The sequence below is a fragment of the Cupriavidus sp. GW822-FHT03E04 genome, assembly GCF_058801495.1.
This window is the reverse complement of record NZ_JBXANI010000012.1, coordinates 12942-31003: the sequence shown is the minus strand read 5'-3', so window position 1 is coordinate 31003 and position 18062 is coordinate 12942. Positions and strand designations below refer to the sequence as shown.

Below are 18062 nucleotides of genomic sequence, written 5' to 3'. Positions count from 1 at the left end.
GGCCTGCCCGCGCTTATCTGGCCGGCTTGGTCACGTCACTGCCGAACCACTTCGCCGAGAGCTTGCCGAGGCTGCCGTCCTTGCGCATCTCGTCGAGCGCGCGGTCGATGGCCTGCGCAAACTTCGGATTGTCCTTGCGAAAGGGGATCGCCACCTCGGAATTGCCACCTTCCACAATCGCGCCGGGCCGCAGCGGCAGGTTTGACGTCTTGATCAGGTAACCGATCATCAGGCGGTCGTTCAGCGCGGCATCCACGCGCTGCGCGGCCAGGTCGCGCAGGTACTCGGGCGCGCCCGGATAGGTCTTGACGTCGATGCCGGCGACCGACTTGGCCAGTTCGTTGTAGTTGCTGCCCAGGCTCACGCCGAGCTTCTTGCCTTTCAGGTCCTCGAGGGACTTGAACTGCCGGTTGTCATCCTTGCGCTGGATCAGTTGCGCCGCCGAATACACGTAAGGTGTGGAGAATTCCAGCACCTGCTTGCGTTGCGGCGTAACCGCGACCTGGTTGACGATCACGTCGAACTTGCCGGCCTGCAGCCCGGCAATGATGCCGCTCCACTCGGTGGTGACAAACTCCGGCTTGACGCCCAGCTTGGCCGCCACGCCCTTCGCCACATCCACGTCGAAGCCTTCCAGCTGGTTGTTGCTGCCGCGGTAGTTGAATGGCGGATAGGTGCCTTCCAGCCCAATCTTTAGCACGCCGGCCTGCTTTACGGTATCGAGCAGGTCGGCGGCCTGCGCGGCGGCGCCGGCCGCCAGCAGCGAAACGGCGAACAGGGCGTTGAGACAGCCGGTACGAAGCGATCGCATATGTTCTCCAGTCAGCACAGCCGACGCGGACGGCGTCCGCAACGGTCCGGCAAGCGCCAACCCGGCGTTGGTCCGCCAAGCGCGCAAGCCGGCTTTTAGCCTAGCGCAATTTCGCGTCGAACAGCAATAACGATTCGCCCTGCCCCGCCCTGCTTACTGGAACGCCTTGTCGTTAGGATGGGCGTAGAGATCCTTCATATCGGCTGACAGCGGATAGTTCAGGTTGATGTTGCGCGGCGGAATCGGCGACTGGAACCACTTCTTGTACAACTGCTCGGCACGGCCGCTGGTCATCAGGTCGGCGATCACGCCGTCGGCCAGCGCCTTGAACGACGGATCGTCCTTGCGGAACATGCAGGCGTAGTTCTCGGTCTGCAGCGGCGTGCCCACCACGGTCCAGTCATTGGCGCTCTTGGCCTTGGTCAGCTCGCCGTAGAGCAGCGGCTCGTCCATCACGAAGGCCACCGCGCGCCCCGTCTCCAGGATCAGGAAGGACTGCCCGTGGTCCTTGGCGCTGATCAGGCTCATGTTCATGGCCTTCTCGCCATTCATCTTGACCAGCAGGCGCTCATCCGTGGTGCCAGCGGTGGTCACCACGTTGCGGTCCTTGAGATCCGGGAAGTCTTTCACACCCGAATCCTTCTTGGTCAGCATGCGCAGCCCGTAGACAAACAGGCTGTTGGAAAACGCTACCTGCTTCTGCCGCTCCAGGTTGTTGGTGGTGGTGCCGCACTCGATGTCGATGGTGCCGTTCTGCATCAGCGAAATGCGATTCTGCGACGTGATCGGCACCAGCTTGATCTCGAGCTTGGGGCTTTGCAGTTGCGCCTTCACCTTGTCGACGATCTGCAGCAGGATCTCGTGCGAGTAGCCCATCACATCGCGTCCGTTGGTATAGGAGAACGGGATGGAGGACTCGCGATAGCCCAGCGAGATCACGCCGGTTTCCTTGATCTTGCGCAGCGTATCGCCGTCGGCGGCGTGCGCATTGCTGACAGCGCCTGCGGTGCCAGCCAGCATGGCAACCGCCAGCAGGCAGCGGGAGAATCGGTTGGAGTGGACCTGCGATTTCATATCGTTTTCTCCTTGGGTGGGAATGGCTCGAGGTACTGCCTGGTCGTGAAGCGGTGTTTCTCAGCGGTAATGCAAACGTAAAAACTGCCCCGGAACGCTGCCCATCAAGCCAGCATCGCGGCGAAATCCGTGTCATCGATGGCCGGCTTGCGCCCGGCCAGGCCATCAGCCAGCAAACCCGCGCTGCCCATGGCCAGCGTGAAGCCAAGCGCGCCGTGGCCGATGTTGAGCCACAGGCCGCGCACGCCCGACCGGCCCACCATCGGCAGGCCGGTCGGCGTGGCCGGGCGCAGGCCCGCCCAGGGCTGCAACTGCTCCGGCTCCATGCCCGGCGCCATGTCGCCAAACAGCGCGCGGGTCTCAAAGGCCAGCGTGGCGATGCGGGCACGGTCGATGACGGTATCCGCGCGCACCAGGTCGGCCATGCCCGCCACGCGCAAGGTGTTGCCGATTCGGGCATAGACAATCTTGCGCGCAGCATCGGTGATGCTGATGTGCGGCGCGCGCTCGCCATCGCGAATCGGCACCGTGATGCTGTAGCCCTTGAGCGGCCACAGCGGTGCCCGCACGCCCAGGGGCTTGAGCAACGCCACGCTGCCGATGCCGCCTGCCACCACCACGGCATCCGCCCGCTCGATGCCGGCATCGGTACGCACGCCGGTCACGCGATCGCCTTCGCGCTCGATGCCCAGCACGCCGGTGCCAAAGCGCAGCGACACGCCAGGACGGTCACGCAGCAACTGTGCCAACGCCAGGCAGAAACGATGGCAATCGGCCACTTCCTCGCTCGGCGTGTGAATCGCCCCGGCAATCTCGCCGCGGATGCCGGCCAACGCCGGTTCCAGCGCCACGCACGCGTCGCCGTCCAGCGCCTGCTGCTCGCAGCCCAGGCTGGCCTGGTAATCGAGCAGGCGGCAGGCGGCATCGAAGCCGGCCGCGTCGCGGTGCACAATCAGCTTGCCGCGCCGGGCAAAGCCGAAGTCCACCGGCTGGCTGTCGACAAAGGCCTGCATCAGGTCGCGGGAGTAGAAGGCCAACCGCAGCAGCTTGCGCGTGGTGGCCTCGCTGGCCGAGGCATTGCAAGCGCGTGCAAACGCCGCCAGCCAGCGCCACTGCGCCGGGTCGCCCGATGGCCGGAAGCGCATCGGCGAATCAGGGCGCAGCAGCCACCCGGGTACCTTGGCCAGCACGCCCGGCCCGGCGAGCGGCGCCACATAGCTATAGCTGAGCTGCCCGCCGTTGGCGAAGCTGGTTTCCTCGCCCGGGCCGTCGTGCCGCTCCAGCACGGTCACCTCGTGCCCGTCGCCCGCCAGCCGCCACGCCGCGCTCATCCCAATCACGCCCGCCCCTACGATCACAACCTTCATTACCCGCCTCTTTGATCCGGTCCTTCTCGACCCGACACAGGGTAGACCACGCGGCCCGCCTTGCCCAATGCGAATACGTGCAAGAATATGTCTTTAGGCTATGGGTGCCGCTTTGCTGCAGCGCCCTCCCCTGCCACATGCGATTGCGTCAGATCGAAGTCTTTCGCGCGGTCATGCTGACCGGCACCGTCAGTGAGGCCGCGCGCCTGCTGCACGTCTCCCAGCCGGTGGTCACGCGCGTGCTGCAGCATGCCGAGGCCACGCTCGGCTTCCGTTTGTTCGACCGGGTGAAAGGCAGGCTGCAGGCCACGCCGGAGGCCGGCGCGCTGTATGGCGATGTCGAGCGGCTATATGGCGAGATCGAGCGGGTGCGCCGCATCTCCGAAAGCCTGCGCCACAAAGGCGCCGGCCGCCTGCGCGTGGCGGCCACGCCCAGCCTGGCCAATCCGCTGCTGGTGCCAGCCGTACGCCGCTTTTGCGCGCGCCATCCCGACACCCAGGTGCAGGTACTGACCCACCACACCGACGAGATCGTGCAAGGGCTGCTGGCTAACCAGATCGACCTGGGTTTCGCCTTCTCGCCACCGCGCCACGAAGCCATCACCAGCGAACCGGTAGCTGGTGGCCAGATGCTGCTGGCGGTGCCGCGCGGCGAGCCGCTGGCGGCCCGTGGCCGGCGGGCCGACGTGCCGATGCACAAGCTGGTTGAGCGTCCCTTCATTGCCTACGACGACAACAGCTCGCTTGGGCTGCTGGTGCGCCAGACGCTGGCGCGCAATGCGCTTGAGCCGCGCTCCACGCTGGAAGTCCAGACCTATTCGCTGGCGCTGGCACTGGTCGATGCCGGCCTGGGCCTTACCTTGCTCGACCAGTACACTGCGCTGGGCGCAAACCCGCAGCGAGTTTCGCTGCACGAGGTCAAGCCCGCGTTGCCTTTCGAGATCCAGTTGCTGCGCGCCAGCCACCGCGGCAGTTCCAGCCTGGCCGACGCGATGCGCGAACAGTTTGCCGCCGCCGCACGGGAACTGGCTGCTGCGCTGCCGCAGCGACTGGAAGCGCCGGCGGTCAGTTTTGAGCATGCGCCTAGATGAAACGTCCCGCCGCCCTTGCGGAATTTGACAGTACCGTGCGCCGTGCACCATCATCAAAGTGCCTGAACGGTGCTTTCCCAAACCTATGTTCGCCCTGACCCTGCTTCTCCTCATCCTGATCAGCGCCTTCTTCTCGATTTCCGAGATCGCGCTGACCGCATCGCGCCGCACCAAGCTGCAGACGCTGTCCGAGCGTGGCGACCGCCGCGCCACCAAGATCATGCTGCTCAAGGAGGAGCCGGGCAACTTCTTCACCATCGTGCAGATCGGCGTCAACAGCGTGGCCATCCTGGCCGGTATCGTCGGCGAGAAGCATGTCTCCGACCTGTTGCAGACGGCGCTGCTGCCCTACCTGGACGTGGTCACCACCCAGCGCATCGCCAATGTCGGCTCCTTCCTGATCGTCACCCTGCTCTTTATCCAGTTCGCCGACCTGATCCCCAAGCGCATCGCCATGACGTTTCCCGAAGCCTGCGCGCTGGCGGTGATCGGGCCGATGCTCACGCTCATCAAGATCTTCAAGCCACTGGTCTACGTCTTCAACGGTGCCGCCAATGCCACGCTGCATCTGTTCGGCGTGCCCACCAAGCACATCGACCAGATCACCTCGGAGGACATCGCCGCCATGGTCGATGCCGGGGCGGAGGCCGGCGTGCTCCACAAGCACGAGATCCACCTGATCGAGAACGTGTTCGAGCTGGACGCGAAAAGCGTCACCGCGGTGATGACCCCGCGCGACGATGTGGTCTACATCGGCCTGGACGAATCCCCCGACAGCCTGCGGCGCAAGCTGGTCAACTATCCGCACGCGCAATATCCGGTGTGCGGGCACAACCTCGACGACGTGCTGGGCTACATCGATTCGAAGGACATCCTGCAGCTGTTCCTTGCCGACGATTCCACCGGCGTGATCGGCAACATCGGCAATATCGGCAAACACCACGACAAGAACGTGCTGGTGATCCCGGACACGCTGACGCTCACCGAATCGCTCACGCGCTTTCGCGAGATGCACCAGAACTTTGCGGTGGTCATGAACGAATACGGGCTGGTGGTGGGCATCGTCACGCTGGACGATATCGTCGGCGCGCTGATGGGCAACATCATCTACTCCACCGAGGATGAACAGATCGTGCGGCGCGACGAAAGCTCATGGCTGGTCGACGGCGTCACGCCGCTGGTGGACCTGAAGAAGGCGCTGGAGCTCGACGAGCTGCCCGGCGAGGATTACGTCGACACGGCCGCCGGGCTCGTCATCTACACGCTCAAGCGGATCCCGAAGAAGTCGGAAGCGATCGAGGCTGCGGGATTCCGCTTTGAAGTGCTGGACATCGACCATCACAAGATCGATCAGTTGCTGGTTTCGCGGCTGCCGCTGGCGGCGCCGTTCCAGCCGTAAGCGCGCGGCGATACCGCTCGACCGTGCCGGGCAGCTGGAACACCACGATCCACGTGCCAACCACCACCACCGCCGCGGCGGCGACCGCGCCCAGGCGCAGCGGCGCCAGGCGTTCCGGTGCATGCAGGGTGGCATAGGCGGTGCCCAGCAGCACGATCCAGGCAAAGCCGAGCGCGCAGCCCGCCAGCACGTCGGACAGCCAGTGCATGCCAAGGTAGAGCCGCGACAGGCAGATCAGCGTCACCACCACCGCGGTCAGCGCCACCACCGGCATCCGTACCCGCCACGGCTGGCGCAGGCACAGCAGGAAGGCCAGGAAGCCATAGGTCACCATGCTGCTGGTGGCGTGGCCGCTAGGAAACGAGAACGACTCCAGGCCGCCGTAGATGCTGGCCGGCCGGCTGCGCTCAAGGGCAAGCTTGAGCACCATCACGCAGGCGCGCGCGCCAACCAGCGCCCCCACCCAGTAAGCTGCCGCCACCCAGGCACGGCGCCATGCCAGCCAGCCAAAGACCGCCACGCCCACCGCCACGGACACCCGCGCGCCACCCAGCTCGGTCAGCGCCACCATGGCCGTATCCAGCCAGCCCTGCTGCCACGCGCGAAGCTGCGCGAACACCGCCTGGTCCACCTGCACCAGCGGCGCGCCTTCGGCGATGGATTCGCCCAGCCACAGCAACGCGGCTGCGCAAGCCAGCAACAACACACCGCCTGCCGCCAGCAGGAGCAGCTCGACGATATCGCGCTCCAGCATGCCGGCCACGCGCGGCCACGGCTGCGTGTCCCGCGTCCGCAGCGCATCGCGGGCACGCAAGCGCGCGGCATCGAGCCTGCGCACCAGCGGGCGGATCACCAGCAGCAAGCCGCGCACCACACAGAGCAGCAACAACGCGAACAAAGCGAGAAGGCCCACCACGCCCAGCGCGGTTGCCGGCGTGAGCCAGGACGCGCCAGCCGGCTGGACGGCCGCGAGCGCTTGAACGGGAGCAGCCACCATCGGCTCAGCCCCCTGCCGCCATACGCGCGATATTGGCGCGTGCCGGCGCTTCGCAATCGGCAAAGGCTGGCGTGAGGAACAAGTGTGGCCGCTGCGCCATCGCCTGCAGGAACGCGATCCGCCGCTGCATGAATGCCGCGTACAGGGCATCGCCAGACAGGCCAGTGCGATTGGCCAGCAGCGCCTTGTTTTCCTCGAACACAGCGACAGTCCACGCATCGAATTCCGCGTCGGGCGCAGCCAGCCGGGACAGGTCCAGATCCAGCACCGCCTCGGACTCCGGCACCGATGCACGATGCCCGCAGGTATCCATCACGATGCGCGCGGCCAGCGCTGTCACCGCCGCATCGACCCCGCTCACCATGGTCTCGATCAACGCGGCCGACGCCGCTTCGTTGTGCTCGCAGCCCGGCACGTAGACCGCGTCGTGGAACAGCACGGCAAGCGCCTGCGCGGGCGCGAGCGCAATGCCGCGCGCCTGCGCCAGCGCGAACATCTCCAGCACATGGCGGCGATCGTGGTAGTGGCGGTAAGGCGCGTCGTAGCAGGCCAGCACCTGCAACACCGTCGCGCGCGGCAAGAAGTCCAGGCAAGCCAGCGCAGCCGGCCAGTCCGGCGCGAAACGCGCTTGCGTGCCCTGCGGCGTGTCCACGTTTTCACCGAACACATCCAGCGGCCGCACCCACAAGCGGGAGCGGTCCCGCATCGACTCGTACACCACCACCTGCGACAGGTCAGACTCAATCACGCCGAGGCCAACCATGGCATAGGCGCCGCCCTTGTAGTGGCGGTAGGGCATGCCGTGGAGATAGTCGGAGGACCCATCTGCGCCGGGCAAGGCGTGCGGGGAAGGCGGGCAAGAAGACTGTGTCATGAGCGGCTGTTCAAATCGGAGCAGCGTCATGATAGTGCATTGGCCACGCGGGGCCGCTTGCGGGCTCCGCGCGGGTGCGCAGGGTTGACTGCGTGGTTGGCTACGCGTTGGCTACATTACTTGCGATGCGTGCGCTGACGCATTGCGCCAGGTTCAGCCATCTTCGGGTCCTTGAGAGACATCTCCTGCACCTCGCTCTCCTTGCTGTGCCGTTTCTCAAACCGGATGTTCGGGGATGGCCGCTTCGAATTGGAGTGAGCGTTCCGGCTCATGCCTTACCTCCATTCTGGTCGACGTGGCGGTTGCCACTTAACCAATATAGAGGTCTGGCGGCAGGGTTGCCATGCCCGGCTGGCTTCGCTGGCCCGCTACGGCGATCGATTACGTCACGTCCCCCTCGCCACGCTGGGCGGCCAGCTCACTCAATACCAGCGTCTCGCGAGCCAACCCCGCCGCCAAGGAAAGGACGCCGTTCTGGATTTCCTGTTTTAGTGCGCTGAAGCTATCGCCAGAGGCTGCATATTCGCTGATCATGAACAGCAAGCCATAGAGCTGCGCGGCACGCTCGGCGGCAAGACTCAATGGATCCTCGAGCGAGGTGCGCGTAGTGACAAGCATTGCTGAGTCGGCGTGTTCGGCTGTGATGCCGTAGCGGCAGTGCTTACCCATGGCACGCCTCCTTGAGACTGACCTGCGCGCGGCGGGAGACAGAGGAGAACGTCGGGAGTGTCGATTGCCCTTGATGGGCGAGGTAATTCCGGGGCATGGTGCTGCCTCCTTTTCGTGCGGTTTCGATCCCGCACCCCGACGCCAATCGGGGTGGGCGGGCGCAAGGCAAGGTTGGCGTACCGGCGAAAAGGATCCGGCGAGCCCGAAGGCTCCCCTGCCCAGGCCCGCCCAATGAAGGCGCGCAGAGGCATAACGGACCTAAAAAATCGCCTGGCGGCGACTGTCCGCCTTTTCGTTCGGGACGCCAATCCCGATCGCTGTGGTTGCAGCGATGCGCAGAGTATATCGCGTGAGCTGGCAGGCTCGTTGACCTGTGCAACGATGCCTGCTGCCATCGTGCCGACAACGCGCGAAACCGTACCCCCAAAGCAAAAGCCCCACGACTCTGTGAGGAATCGTGGGGCTTTGCGTACTGCTGGCGGAGAGGGTGGGATTCGAACCCACGGTAGGCTCGCACCTACGCCTGATTTCGAGTCAGGTACATTCGACCACTCTGCCACCTCTCCGGTAACTGGGTCGCTTGTCGCGAAGAACAAGATTATAGAGGAAACTACATTTCCACCGCAAGCCCCTCGCGTGAAAATTTACGCCTCGGGCTCCAGGCGCGTCAGGCCGCCCAGATACGGCTGCAATGCGGCCGGCACCGTCAGCGAGCCGTCGGCGTTCTGGTAGTTCTCCAGGATCGCCACCAGCGTGCGGCCAACCGCCAGGCCGGAGCCGTTGAGCGTGTGCAGCAGTTCCGGCTTGCCCTGGCCTGCGCGGAAGCGGGCCTGCATGCGGCGGGCCTGGAAGTCGCCCATGTTCGAGCAGGAGCTGATCTCGCGGTAGGTGCCCTGCGCGGGGATCCACACTTCGAGGTCATAGGTCTTGGTGCTGCCAAAGCCCATGTCGCCGGTGCATAGCACCATGGTGCGGAACGGCAGGTCCAGCTTCTTCAGGATGGCTTCGGCGTGGCCGGTGAGCTGCTCGAGCGCGTCGAACGAATGCTCGGGCTGCACCACCTGGACGAGTTCGACCTTGTCGAACTGATGCTGGCGGATCATGCCGCGCGTGTCGCGGCCGTAGGAGCCGGCTTCCGAGCGGAAGCAAGGCGTGTGGGCAACGAAGCGCAGCGGCAGCTTGTCGCCGGCCACGATGGCGTCGCGCACGATGTTGGTCAGCGGCACTTCGGCCGTGGGGATCAGGTAGAAGTTCTCGGTGCGCTCGCCACCCTCGCTGTTCTCGCCACCGACCTTGCGCGGCACCTTGAACAGGTCTTCCTCGAACTTGGGCAATTGGCCGGTGCCGCGCATCGAGGCGGCATTGACGATGTAAGGCACGTACATCTCGGTGTAGCCGTGCTCGAGCGTGTGGGTGTCCAGCATCAACTGCACCAGCGCGCGATGCATGCGTGCGATGCCACCGCGCAGCATGGCGAAGCGCGAGCCCGTGACCTTGCTCGCGGTATCGAAATCCAGCCCGAGGCGCTCGCCCACGTCGACGTGGTCCTTGACCTCGAAGTCAAAGCTGCGCGGCGTGCCGACGCGGCGCACTTCCACGTTGCCGGTCTCATCCCGGCCCACCGGCACGCTTTCGTGCGGCAGGTTGGGGATGGCTTCCATGATCTCGGCGAGCTGGGCCTGGATTTCTTCCAGGCGCGCGGCCGAGGCCTTGAGGGCGTCGCCGATGCCGCCGACTTCAGCCATCACCGCCGAGGCGTCTTCGCCCTTGCCCTTGAGCATGCCGATCTGCTTGGAGAGGCTGTTGCGGCGCGCCTGCAACTCCTCGGTCTGGGTCTGCAGTTGCTTGCGCTCGGCTTCGAGTGCCTGGAAGGCCGCTACGTCGAGTTGGAATCCGCGCGTGGCAAGGCGTTGCGCCACGGCGTCGATGTCTTTGCGGAACAGCTGGATGTCTAGCATGTTGCGTGTGAGGGCAGGTGCATTGGCCAGCGACATGCTGGCGGATCTGGCATTTTACTGTACTGGCCCGGGCCCACGCCGATCCGCTGGCTGGAGAACAAGCTGGCGGATCGCCCGTTGTTCGCGGGGACGCGCCGCCGGCCAGGGGCTATGCGCGTTATTGCGCTCCGCCGCCCTCGCCGCCGCCTTCGTCCCGGCCCTTGCCTTTGCCCTGCTGCCGCAGCCACTGCGCGTCAAGATCGCGCAGGTGGCGCAGCTTGTCGCCGATCTTGCCTTCCAGCCCGCGCGGCGTGGGCTTGTACCAGCCGGGGCGCTTGAGGTCGTCGGGGAAGTAATGCTCACCGGCGGCATAGGCTTCGGGCTCATCGTGCGCGTAGCGGTAGGCGTGGCCGTAGCCCAGCTCCTTCATCAGCTTGGTCGGCGCGTTGCGCAGGTGCACCGGCACGCCGCGCGACTTGTCCTTGGCCACGAAGGCGCGCGCGGTGTTGTAGGCGTTGTAGCCGGCATTGGACTTGGGGGCCACGGCCAGGTAGATCAGGGCTTGCGCCAGCGCGAGCTCGCCCTCCGGCGAGCCTAGGCGCTCGTAGGTCTCGGCGGCATCCAGCGTGATGCGGGCGGCACGCGGATCGGCCAGGCCGATGTCCTCCCACGCCATGCGCACGATGCGGCGCGCCAGGTAGCGCGGATCGGCACCGCCGTCGATCATGCGGCAGAACCAGTACAACGTGGCATCGGGATCGGAGCCGCGCACGGATTTATGCAGCGCGCTGATCTGATCGTAGAACGCGTCGCCGCCCTTGTCGAAGCGGCGCAGGTTCTCCGACAAGGCGCTGCCGAGCAGCGCGTTGTCGATGACCGGCGCGCCGGCACTGCGCGCGGCGCGCGCCACGATCTCGATATTGTTGAGCAGCTTGCGGCCATCGCCATCGGCCGAGGCCACGATCAGCTGCAGCGCCTCGTCCTCCCACTGCAGGCCGCCCAGCTCTTCGCTGGCGCGCCGCGCCAGCTGCGTCAGCTCGGCGTCGTCCAGGCTCTTGAGCACGTAGACCGCGGCGCGCGACAGCAAGGCGCCGTTGACCTCGAATGACGGGTTCTCGGTGGTGGCGCCGATAAAGGTGAACAGCCCGCTTTCCACGTGCGGCAGGAAGGCATCCTGCTGACTCTTGTTGAAGCGGTGCACCTCGTCCACGAACACCAGCGTGCGCCGTCCGTGGGCACGGTATTGCTCGGCGCGCTCGACCGCCTCGCGGATGTCCTTGACGCCGGACAGCACCGCCGACAGCGCGATGAACTCGGCGTCGAAGGCTGTGGCCATCAGCCTCGCCAGCGTGGTCTTGCCCACGCCGGGCGGGCCCCACAGGATCATGGAGTGCGGCTCGCCGGACGCGAACGCCACCCGCAGCGGCTTGCCAGCGCCAAGCAGGTGTTGCTGGCCGATCACCTCATCAATATTGCGCGGGCGCAGGCGCTCGGCCAGGGGTTGTTGGGAACGATCGGGAGCTTCGGAAAACAGCGTGTCCGCCACGGTATTCAGGCCTTTAAGTCAGGTCAGGCGCGCACGGTGCGTGCCCGCTGCGCCTAGGAACCTGACAGTGTAGACCATCGCGCGCGGCCGGCCGCGCAGCCCGCTACGGCTAGCGAATCAGCGCGCGGCGCGCTCACTGCGCGTGAAGACATCGAGCACGCCAGCGCGCTCGCTGCCCACGCGCGTGCGCCAGGCCGCCACCGCGCCCGCGCCGGCATCGCGTAGCGCCTGCTGCACCGCCGGGGCGGGATTGTCCTGGATGGTCACGCCGTTGGCCCGCATGCGCGTGGTATTTTCTTCCAGCCGTGTGCCCAGGCGCGCCCACTGCTTTTGCTCGGTCGCCTGCGCGGCTGCGTCTACCGAGGCGCGCAAAGCGGGCGGCAAGGCCGCGTACGCGGCCGCATTGACCGTGGTGAACGACAACGGCATCGCATAGCCGATGGCCGTGAAGTTGGGCAGGTAGTCCCACAGCTTGCGGCCCGCGCCGCCGTCGCCGGAAGACAGCACCGCGTTGACCGAGCCGTCCTTCAGGCGCGGCATCGCGTCGGCAAACGACAGGTTGGTCGGCTGCGCGCCGGCAGCACGCATGACTTCGGTGGACGTCTCGTCATAGGTGCGCACCGAAAGTGCGCGCAGGTCCGTCAGCGTGGCAACCGCGTTGCGCGACCACAAGCCGGTGGGCGGCCAGGGCGTAACGTAGAGCAAGTGTTGCCCCTGTGCCTCGAAGGCGCGCGCGTAGTCGGCGCGGGCCAGTTCGGCCAGGCGCCTGGCCGAATCCACCGAGGTGGCGACGAACGGCAGCGACGACAGCAGGAACAGCGGATCGACCGCACCCAGCGCGCCGCCGAAGGCATCGCCGCCCTCCAGCCGCCCTTCTTTCACCGCCGCCGGCATCTGCGCGGACTTGACGCCCGCGCTGGCGTCAAAGCTGGGCTTGACGTCGATCGCGCCTGCGGTGCGCGCCTTGACCTCGTCGGCGAAGGTAGCCAGCCCTTCACCAGGCATGGCGCTGGCCGGGTATTCGGTGGCCATCCGCCAGGTGGCCGCAGCAGCCGGCTGCGCCCAGGCCAGGTTTGCGCCACAGGCCAGCAAGGCTAGCAGCAGGCCGCGGCGCAGGCATTGGCGGCGCAGCAGTTGGGATGCGCACTTCGGGGAAGCAAACATGATGAGAGTCCTGGAATCTTGAGGTAATGAAGCCGTGAAGCTATGAAGCTGTAAGGCGGTGGCGTCGAACAAGTAAGCAAGTAAGCCGCCAGGGCCCTGGCGGTGCGCTCAGCCGCGCCGGAACGCCACCACGTCGTCCACCTCCACGCGAATGCCGATGTGCTCGCCGAGCGCATGGTCGTGATGCGAAGGCACCAGCGACAACACCTGGCCGCCGCCGGCCAAGCGTAGCGTGTACAGGATCTCGGCACCGCGAAAGGCCTTGTGCAGGATCTTCGCGCGCAGCGGGCTGTCATCGTCGTGCACGATATCGTCGGGGCGGATCAGCACATCGACCTCTGCCGTTGCGGGTGGTACGCCCAACGGCTCGCTGCTATGCAGCGTGCCGAGTTCCAGCACGACCGAGTGCGGGCTGGCAAGCTGCCCCGGCATCAGCACGCCCTGCCCGATGAAGTCCGCGACCACGCGTGTGGCCGGCCGGTGATAGAGGTTGTGCGCGCTGTCCCACTGCTCGATGGCGCCGGCGTGCATCACGCCGATCTCATCTGCCATGGCAAAGGCTTCGTACTGGTCGTGGGTGACCAGAATGGCGGTGGCGCCCTGAGCTTTAAGGATGTCACGCACCTCCAGGCTCAGGCGCTCGCGCAGGTCGATGTCGAGATTGGAGAACGGCTCGTCGAGCAGCAGCAGCTCCGGCTTCGGCGCCAGTGCGCGCGCCAGCGCCACGCGCTGCTGCTGGCCGCCCGAGAGCTCGTGCGGGAACTTGCCGCCGGAACCGGCCAGGCCCACCAGCGTGAGCATTTCCTCGACCCGCGCCGCGCGTTCGCCGCGGCGCACGGCATGCAGCCCGAAGGCGACGTTGTCCGCCACGCTCAGGTGCGGGAACAAGGCGTAATCCTGGAACACCATGCCGATGCGCCGGTGCTCGGGCGCCACGGCAAACCCCGGCGACGACATCACCTGCCCTTGCAGCAGGATGCGGCCTTCGCGCAGCGGCTCGAATCCGGCGATGGCGCGCAGCACCGTGGTCTTGCCGCAGCCGCTGGGGCCGAGCAGGCAGGCGATGCTGCCGCGCGCGAGGGTGAAGGACAGGTCGTTGACAACGCGCTGGCTGCCGAAGCCATGGTGGATGCGATCGACCTCGATCACAACATCGGATCGTGCTGGCATGGATGAATTGGAATGCGGGTGGCCTGGCATGCCGAGCATTATATGGACGCAGGCCCTGTATGTCTGTCACATGCGTATGCGTCGCCCGGCGTATCCGCATTGCTAGAATGCAGGGCTTGCCCCAAGGCCTGCCGACCGCGCCCCGCCGCCGGGCCTCACCCTGTCCCGCACCAATACCGACACCCACGCCGCTGCCGCATGAGCCTGCTTCGCCCTAGCCGTACCCGCCGCCTGCACCCGTTAGCCTTGGTTGCCGCCCTGGCCGCGCTGCTGATCGCGCTGCCGATCGCGCAGGTGGCTGGCAGCCTGCTCGAGCCCAGCGGCGACACCTGGCGGCATCTGGCCGACACAGTCCTGGCCGAGTACGTTGGCAATACGCTGTGGCTGCTGGCCGGCGTCTGCGCCGGCGTGCTGCTGGTGGGCGTGCCCGCCGCGTGGCTTGTCAGCACCTACCGGTTCGCCGGGCGGGCCTGGCTGGAATGGGCGCTGGTGCTGCCGCTGGCGATGCCGGCCTATGTCATCGCCTACGCCTATACCGATGCCCTGCAGTTCGCCGGCCCGGTGCAAAGCTGGCTGCGCGAGCTGACCGGCTGGCGCGCGCGGGAGTACTGGTTCCCGGATATCCGCTCGCTGGGCGGCGCCATCGTGTTGTTCACGCTGGTGCTCTATCCCTACGTCTACCTGACCGCGCGCGCGGCCTTCCTGCAGCAAACCCTGAACACGCTGGAAGCGGCAAGGCTGCTTGGCTATGGCACCTGGGGCAGCGTCTGGCGCGTGATGCTACCGCTGGCGCGCCCCGGCATCGTGGCTGGCACGGCGCTGGCGCTGATGGAGACGCTGGCCGATTTCGGCACGATGGCCTACTTCGGCATCCCGACGTTTTCCACGGGCATCTACCGCGCGTGGTTCTCGCTGGGCGACAAGAACGCGGCCGCGCAGTTGTCGGCCTGCATGCTGGTATTCGTGATCGGCATCCTGCTGGTCGAGCGCGCCAGCCGGGGCCGTGCCCGCGTGCATGGTGGCCAGCGCCGCGCGCCGGCTTACCGGCTGCATGGCTGGCGCGCCGCGCTGGCGCTGCTGGTATGCGTGGTGCCGGTGCTGCTGGGCTTTGCCATCCCGGCGCTGATGCTGTGCAAGATGGCGCTGGCCGAAGGCGACGCGCAGTTCGGCCCGCGCTTTATCGGCCTGGTGCGCAACAGCTTCCTGCTGGCCAGCGTGACCGCGCTGATCGCGGTGCTGGCCGCGCTGGTGATCGGCTATGCCGGGCGCAGCATGGCCGCGGGCCGGGGCTGGCTGCTGCGCGCGCTGACGCGGGTGTGCGGCATGGGCTATGCCCTGCCCGGCTCGGTGGTGGCGGTCGGCGTGCTGGTGCCGGTGGCGCGGCTGGACAATGCCATGTCGGCATGGCTGCAGCAGCATCTGGGATGGTCGACCGGACTCCTGCTGACCGGCGGCATTGCCGCACTGGTCTATGCCTACCTGGTGCGCTTTCTGGGCGTGGCGCTGCAAACCGTCAACGCCGGCCTGGTCAAGATCACGCCGGGCATGGACGCGGCGGCGCGCAGCCTGGGCCACGGCCCCGGCGCCACGTTGCGGCGCGTGCACCTGCCAATGTTGCGCGGCAGCCTGCTGACCGCAGCGTTGATCGTCTTCGTCGACGTCATGAAAGAGCTGCCCGCCACCTTTGTGATGCGGCCGTTCAACTTCGACACACTGGCCGTGCAGGCCTACAACCTGGCCTCGGACGAGCGCCTGGCCGAAGCCGCCACGGCATCGCTGGTGATCGTGGCGGTGGGCCTGCTGCCGGTGATCCTGCTGTCACGTTCGATACGGCGGGATGCGCGGGAATAGCACACTCGGGTCGCCCGCGGAAACAGGCCGCGAGGTTTCCTAAAGTTCTTCAACTAAAGTTCTTCAACGTATTGCCGATATCTCACTAATCCGAAGCTGTTCCCCGGCTCGCCGCCCCGTTCTCGCGCGTGCCAGGCGGCCTGCCCCCGCCGCTGGCGTGCTTCGCGCCGATCATGACTGTGCCGGTGGCAATCCTTGCCCGGCACTTGTTCGCAGCGTCTTCAGAGAGTGTTATGCAGCTTCGTTACCGCATGCTCGTGTTCAAGCTGAACCGGCTGACCCTGCAAGACCGGATCAGCGCCGTCGAGGAAATCGCCCTGGCGGGCCAACTGGCTGAGCAGCTGGAAAAGCCTGGCATGGTCGAGCGCCTGGTGGCGGACCTGTTCGATCACGAGAATTTCCATGTGAGGCGCATTGCGCTCAACGCGGTAAGGCGCGCGCACGGCTACCGGCAGGCCGATATCTCGCTTGCCCTGCTGCGCAAGCTCGGCGACCCGGAGCCATGGCTGCGCCATGACGCAGCATGGGTGCTCCATGAGGCCGGGCTGGACAGCCCGCACATCCGCGCGGCGCTGCGCCAGCTTGCCGGGCCGGTCATGTTGCCTTACGACTTGAACCGCGCCAAGGCCAATCCTTCGGACGCGCTGCTACACGCCCAGGTACGCGCGCGGCAAGCGCTGGACGTACTGCTGGCGCGCCAGACCGCGGGCAAGGTGGTGGCCAAGCTGCCATACGCGGCTGGCACGCTGGGCCACTCGCACAAAAAGCGGCGCGAGCAGTTGAAGGTGACCTTCGAGAAGCACAGGGAGCGCGGCGCAAAGCTGAAGTTCCGGCGCCTTGAACCTGGCGAAGGCAGCGAGAGCAACGCCGCCAAGGGGCCAGGGCCCAAAGCCAGGCCCGTGCCCAAGCCATAGAAATAGGAAATGGCGGCTCGCGCCGCCATCCCCGTCCCGCCAGCCAGGCCGCGCTGGCGCCTTCTTGCTTTCTTACTTGCTTTCTTACTTGTAGCCAGCCTTGTCCGCCAGCTTCTGCGCTTGCGGCTGGTGCTTGCCTAGTTCGGCCACGTTGATCTTGTCCGCCTTGAAGCTGCCCAGCGCTTCCAGCGCCGGATTGCTGATCTTCACGCTCTCCACCACCGGCCACTCATTGTTGCCATCGGCAAAATAGCGCTGCGCGTCATCGCTGGCCAGGTACTCCAGGAACGCGCGCGCGGACGCCTTGTTGGGCGCATGCTTGAGCATGCCGCCGCCGGAGATGTTCATGTGCACGCCCTGGCTGGCCTGGTTGGGCCACAGCACGCCGAGCTTCTCCGCCACGGCCTTGTCCTCGGGCTTGGTCGACTTGAGGATGCGCGCGATGTAGTAGGTGTTGGCCACCGCGATATCGCACTCGCCTGCCGCCACGGCCTTGAGCTGGTCGGTATCGCCGCCCTTGGGCGCGCGCGCCAGGTTGGCCACCACGCCGCGCGTCCATTGCTCGGTCTTGGCCTCGCCGTCATGGGCGATCAGGCTGGACATCAGCGACAGGTTGTACACGTGGCCGCTGGAGCGGATGCACAGCTTGCCCTTCCATTTGGGATCGGCGAGATCTTCGTAGGTCTTGATGTCGCCGGGCTTGACCGCGGCCTTGTTGTAGGCAATTACGCGAGCCCGCGCCGAGAAGCCGAACCAGTCGCCGTTCGGGTCGCGGTAGTTGGCGGGAATGCGCGACTCCAGCACGCTCGACTTGAGCGGCGCGAACACGCCCGCCTGCTGGGCCCGCCACAGCCGGCCGATGTCGACGGTGATAAATACATCTGCCGGGCTATTGGCGCCCTCGCTCCTGATGCGCTCCAGCAGCGGGTCTTCCTGGCCCTCGATGCGGTTGATCTTGATGCCGGTCTGCTTGGTGAAGTTGGCGTAGAGCGCTTCGTCGGTCTGGTAGTGGCGTGCGGTGTAGAGGTTCAGCACCTTTTCCTGGGCGGACGCGGCGAGCGGCAGTGCCAGAACAGCGAGCGCGGCGAGCGCTGAGGTGCGCGGCAGCAAGCGGCGGAATACGGTCATGACTCTCCTCTTCGATGATTGTTGTATGCCGTCCAGACGATGCGACGCATGCATCCTCGACAAGACAATC

Annotated in this window: 14 protein-coding genes, 1 tRNA gene and 1 pseudogene; 4 read left to right on the top strand and 12 right to left on the bottom strand. The window is 66.3% G+C overall.

Annotated elements, in window-relative coordinates:
• Positions 1-13: 13 nt before the first annotated feature.
• From AC1RQC_RS18415 to AC1RQC_RS18405, 3 genes are all read right to left on the bottom strand, one after another.
• Positions 14-811, bottom strand: a complete 798-nt coding sequence (locus AC1RQC_RS18415) for a transporter substrate-binding domain-containing protein (RefSeq protein WP_492376696.1) — start codon at positions 809-811, stop codon at positions 14-16.
• A 153-nt stretch (positions 812-964) separates the two neighbouring features.
• The gene (locus AC1RQC_RS18410; RefSeq protein WP_492376697.1) at positions 965-1885 is read right to left on the bottom strand and encodes a glutamate/aspartate ABC transporter substrate-binding protein; all 921 of its coding nucleotides are present in this window, start codon (positions 1883-1885) and stop codon (positions 965-967) included.
• A 104-nt stretch (positions 1886-1989) separates the two neighbouring features.
• Positions 1990-3252, bottom strand: a complete 1263-nt coding sequence (locus tag AC1RQC_RS18405; RefSeq protein ID WP_492884265.1) for a D-amino acid dehydrogenase — start codon at positions 3250-3252, stop codon at positions 1990-1992.
• A gap of 137 nt (positions 3253-3389) precedes the next feature.
• Between AC1RQC_RS18405 and AC1RQC_RS18400 the strand changes: the two genes are divergently transcribed.
• Both AC1RQC_RS18400 and paeA read left to right on the top strand, forming a co-directional pair.
• Positions 3390-4343, top strand: a complete 954-nt coding sequence (locus tag AC1RQC_RS18400; protein ID WP_492884263.1) for a LysR family transcriptional regulator — start codon at positions 3390-3392, stop codon at positions 4341-4343.
• 85 nt (positions 4344-4428) lie between these two features.
• Positions 4429-5742, top strand: coding sequence for a polyamine export protein PaeA (gene paeA / locus AC1RQC_RS18395; RefSeq protein WP_492376700.1), 1314 nt, complete (start codon positions 4429-4431; stop codon positions 5740-5742).
• A 157-nt stretch (positions 5743-5899) separates the two neighbouring features.
• Here paeA and AC1RQC_RS18390 read toward each other — a convergent pair.
• From AC1RQC_RS18390 to AC1RQC_RS18355, 8 genes and pseudogenes are all read right to left on the bottom strand, one after another.
• Positions 5900-6313, bottom strand: a pseudogene (locus AC1RQC_RS18390) (phosphatase PAP2 family protein); the annotation flags it as partial.
• A gap of 430 nt (positions 6314-6743) precedes the next feature.
• A complete protein-coding gene (locus AC1RQC_RS18385) occupies positions 6744-7613 on the bottom strand; it encodes a DUF1653 domain-containing protein (RefSeq protein ID WP_492376701.1) in 870 nt (289 codons plus the stop codon).
• Positions 7614-7994: 381 nt separating this feature from the next.
• On the bottom strand, positions 7995-8282 hold the full coding sequence (locus AC1RQC_RS18380; RefSeq protein ID WP_492884261.1) for a hypothetical protein: 288 nt from the start codon (positions 8280-8282) through the stop codon (positions 7995-7997).
• Between the two features lie 476 nt (positions 8283-8758).
• A tRNA-Ser gene (locus AC1RQC_RS18375) sits at positions 8759-8848 on the bottom strand.
• A gap of 78 nt (positions 8849-8926) precedes the next feature.
• The gene (gene serS / locus AC1RQC_RS18370; RefSeq protein WP_492830452.1) at positions 8927-10240 is read right to left on the bottom strand and encodes a serine--tRNA ligase; all 1314 of its coding nucleotides are present in this window, start codon (positions 10238-10240) and stop codon (positions 8927-8929) included.
• A 157-nt stretch (positions 10241-10397) separates the two neighbouring features.
• On the bottom strand, positions 10398-11765 hold the full coding sequence (locus tag AC1RQC_RS18365; RefSeq protein ID WP_174423246.1) for a replication-associated recombination protein A: 1368 nt from the start codon (positions 11763-11765) through the stop codon (positions 10398-10400).
• A gap of 117 nt (positions 11766-11882) precedes the next feature.
• Positions 11883-12929: a TRAP transporter substrate-binding protein gene (locus AC1RQC_RS18360; RefSeq protein WP_492884259.1), complete on the bottom strand. Its 1047-nt coding sequence runs from the start codon at positions 12927-12929 to the stop codon at positions 11883-11885.
• A gap of 108 nt (positions 12930-13037) precedes the next feature.
• Positions 13038-14099 carry an ABC transporter ATP-binding protein gene (locus AC1RQC_RS18355; protein ID WP_492809968.1) on the bottom strand — a complete coding sequence of 354 codons (1062 nt, stop codon included), beginning with the start codon at positions 14097-14099 and terminating at the stop codon, positions 13038-13040.
• 198 nt (positions 14100-14297) lie between these two features.
• Here AC1RQC_RS18355 and AC1RQC_RS18350 point away from each other — a divergent pair, with 198 nt between their 5' ends.
• Together AC1RQC_RS18350 and AC1RQC_RS18345 are read left to right on the top strand one after the other, a co-directional pair.
• Entirely contained in the window at positions 14298-15950 is a 1653-nt protein-coding gene (locus AC1RQC_RS18350; RefSeq protein WP_492884257.1) for an ABC transporter permease, read from the top strand.
• Between the two features lie 233 nt (positions 15951-16183).
• Positions 16184-16864: a hypothetical protein gene (locus AC1RQC_RS18345; RefSeq protein ID WP_492376500.1), complete on the top strand. Its 681-nt coding sequence runs from the start codon at positions 16184-16186 to the stop codon at positions 16862-16864.
• An 84-nt stretch (positions 16865-16948) separates the two neighbouring features.
• Here the strand turns inward: AC1RQC_RS18345 and AC1RQC_RS18340 are convergent, their stop codons facing one another.
• Positions 16949-17992, bottom strand: a complete 1044-nt coding sequence (locus tag AC1RQC_RS18340) for a Fe(3+) ABC transporter substrate-binding protein (protein WP_492376501.1) — start codon at positions 17990-17992, stop codon at positions 16949-16951.
• Positions 17993-18062: the final 70 nt, after the last annotated feature.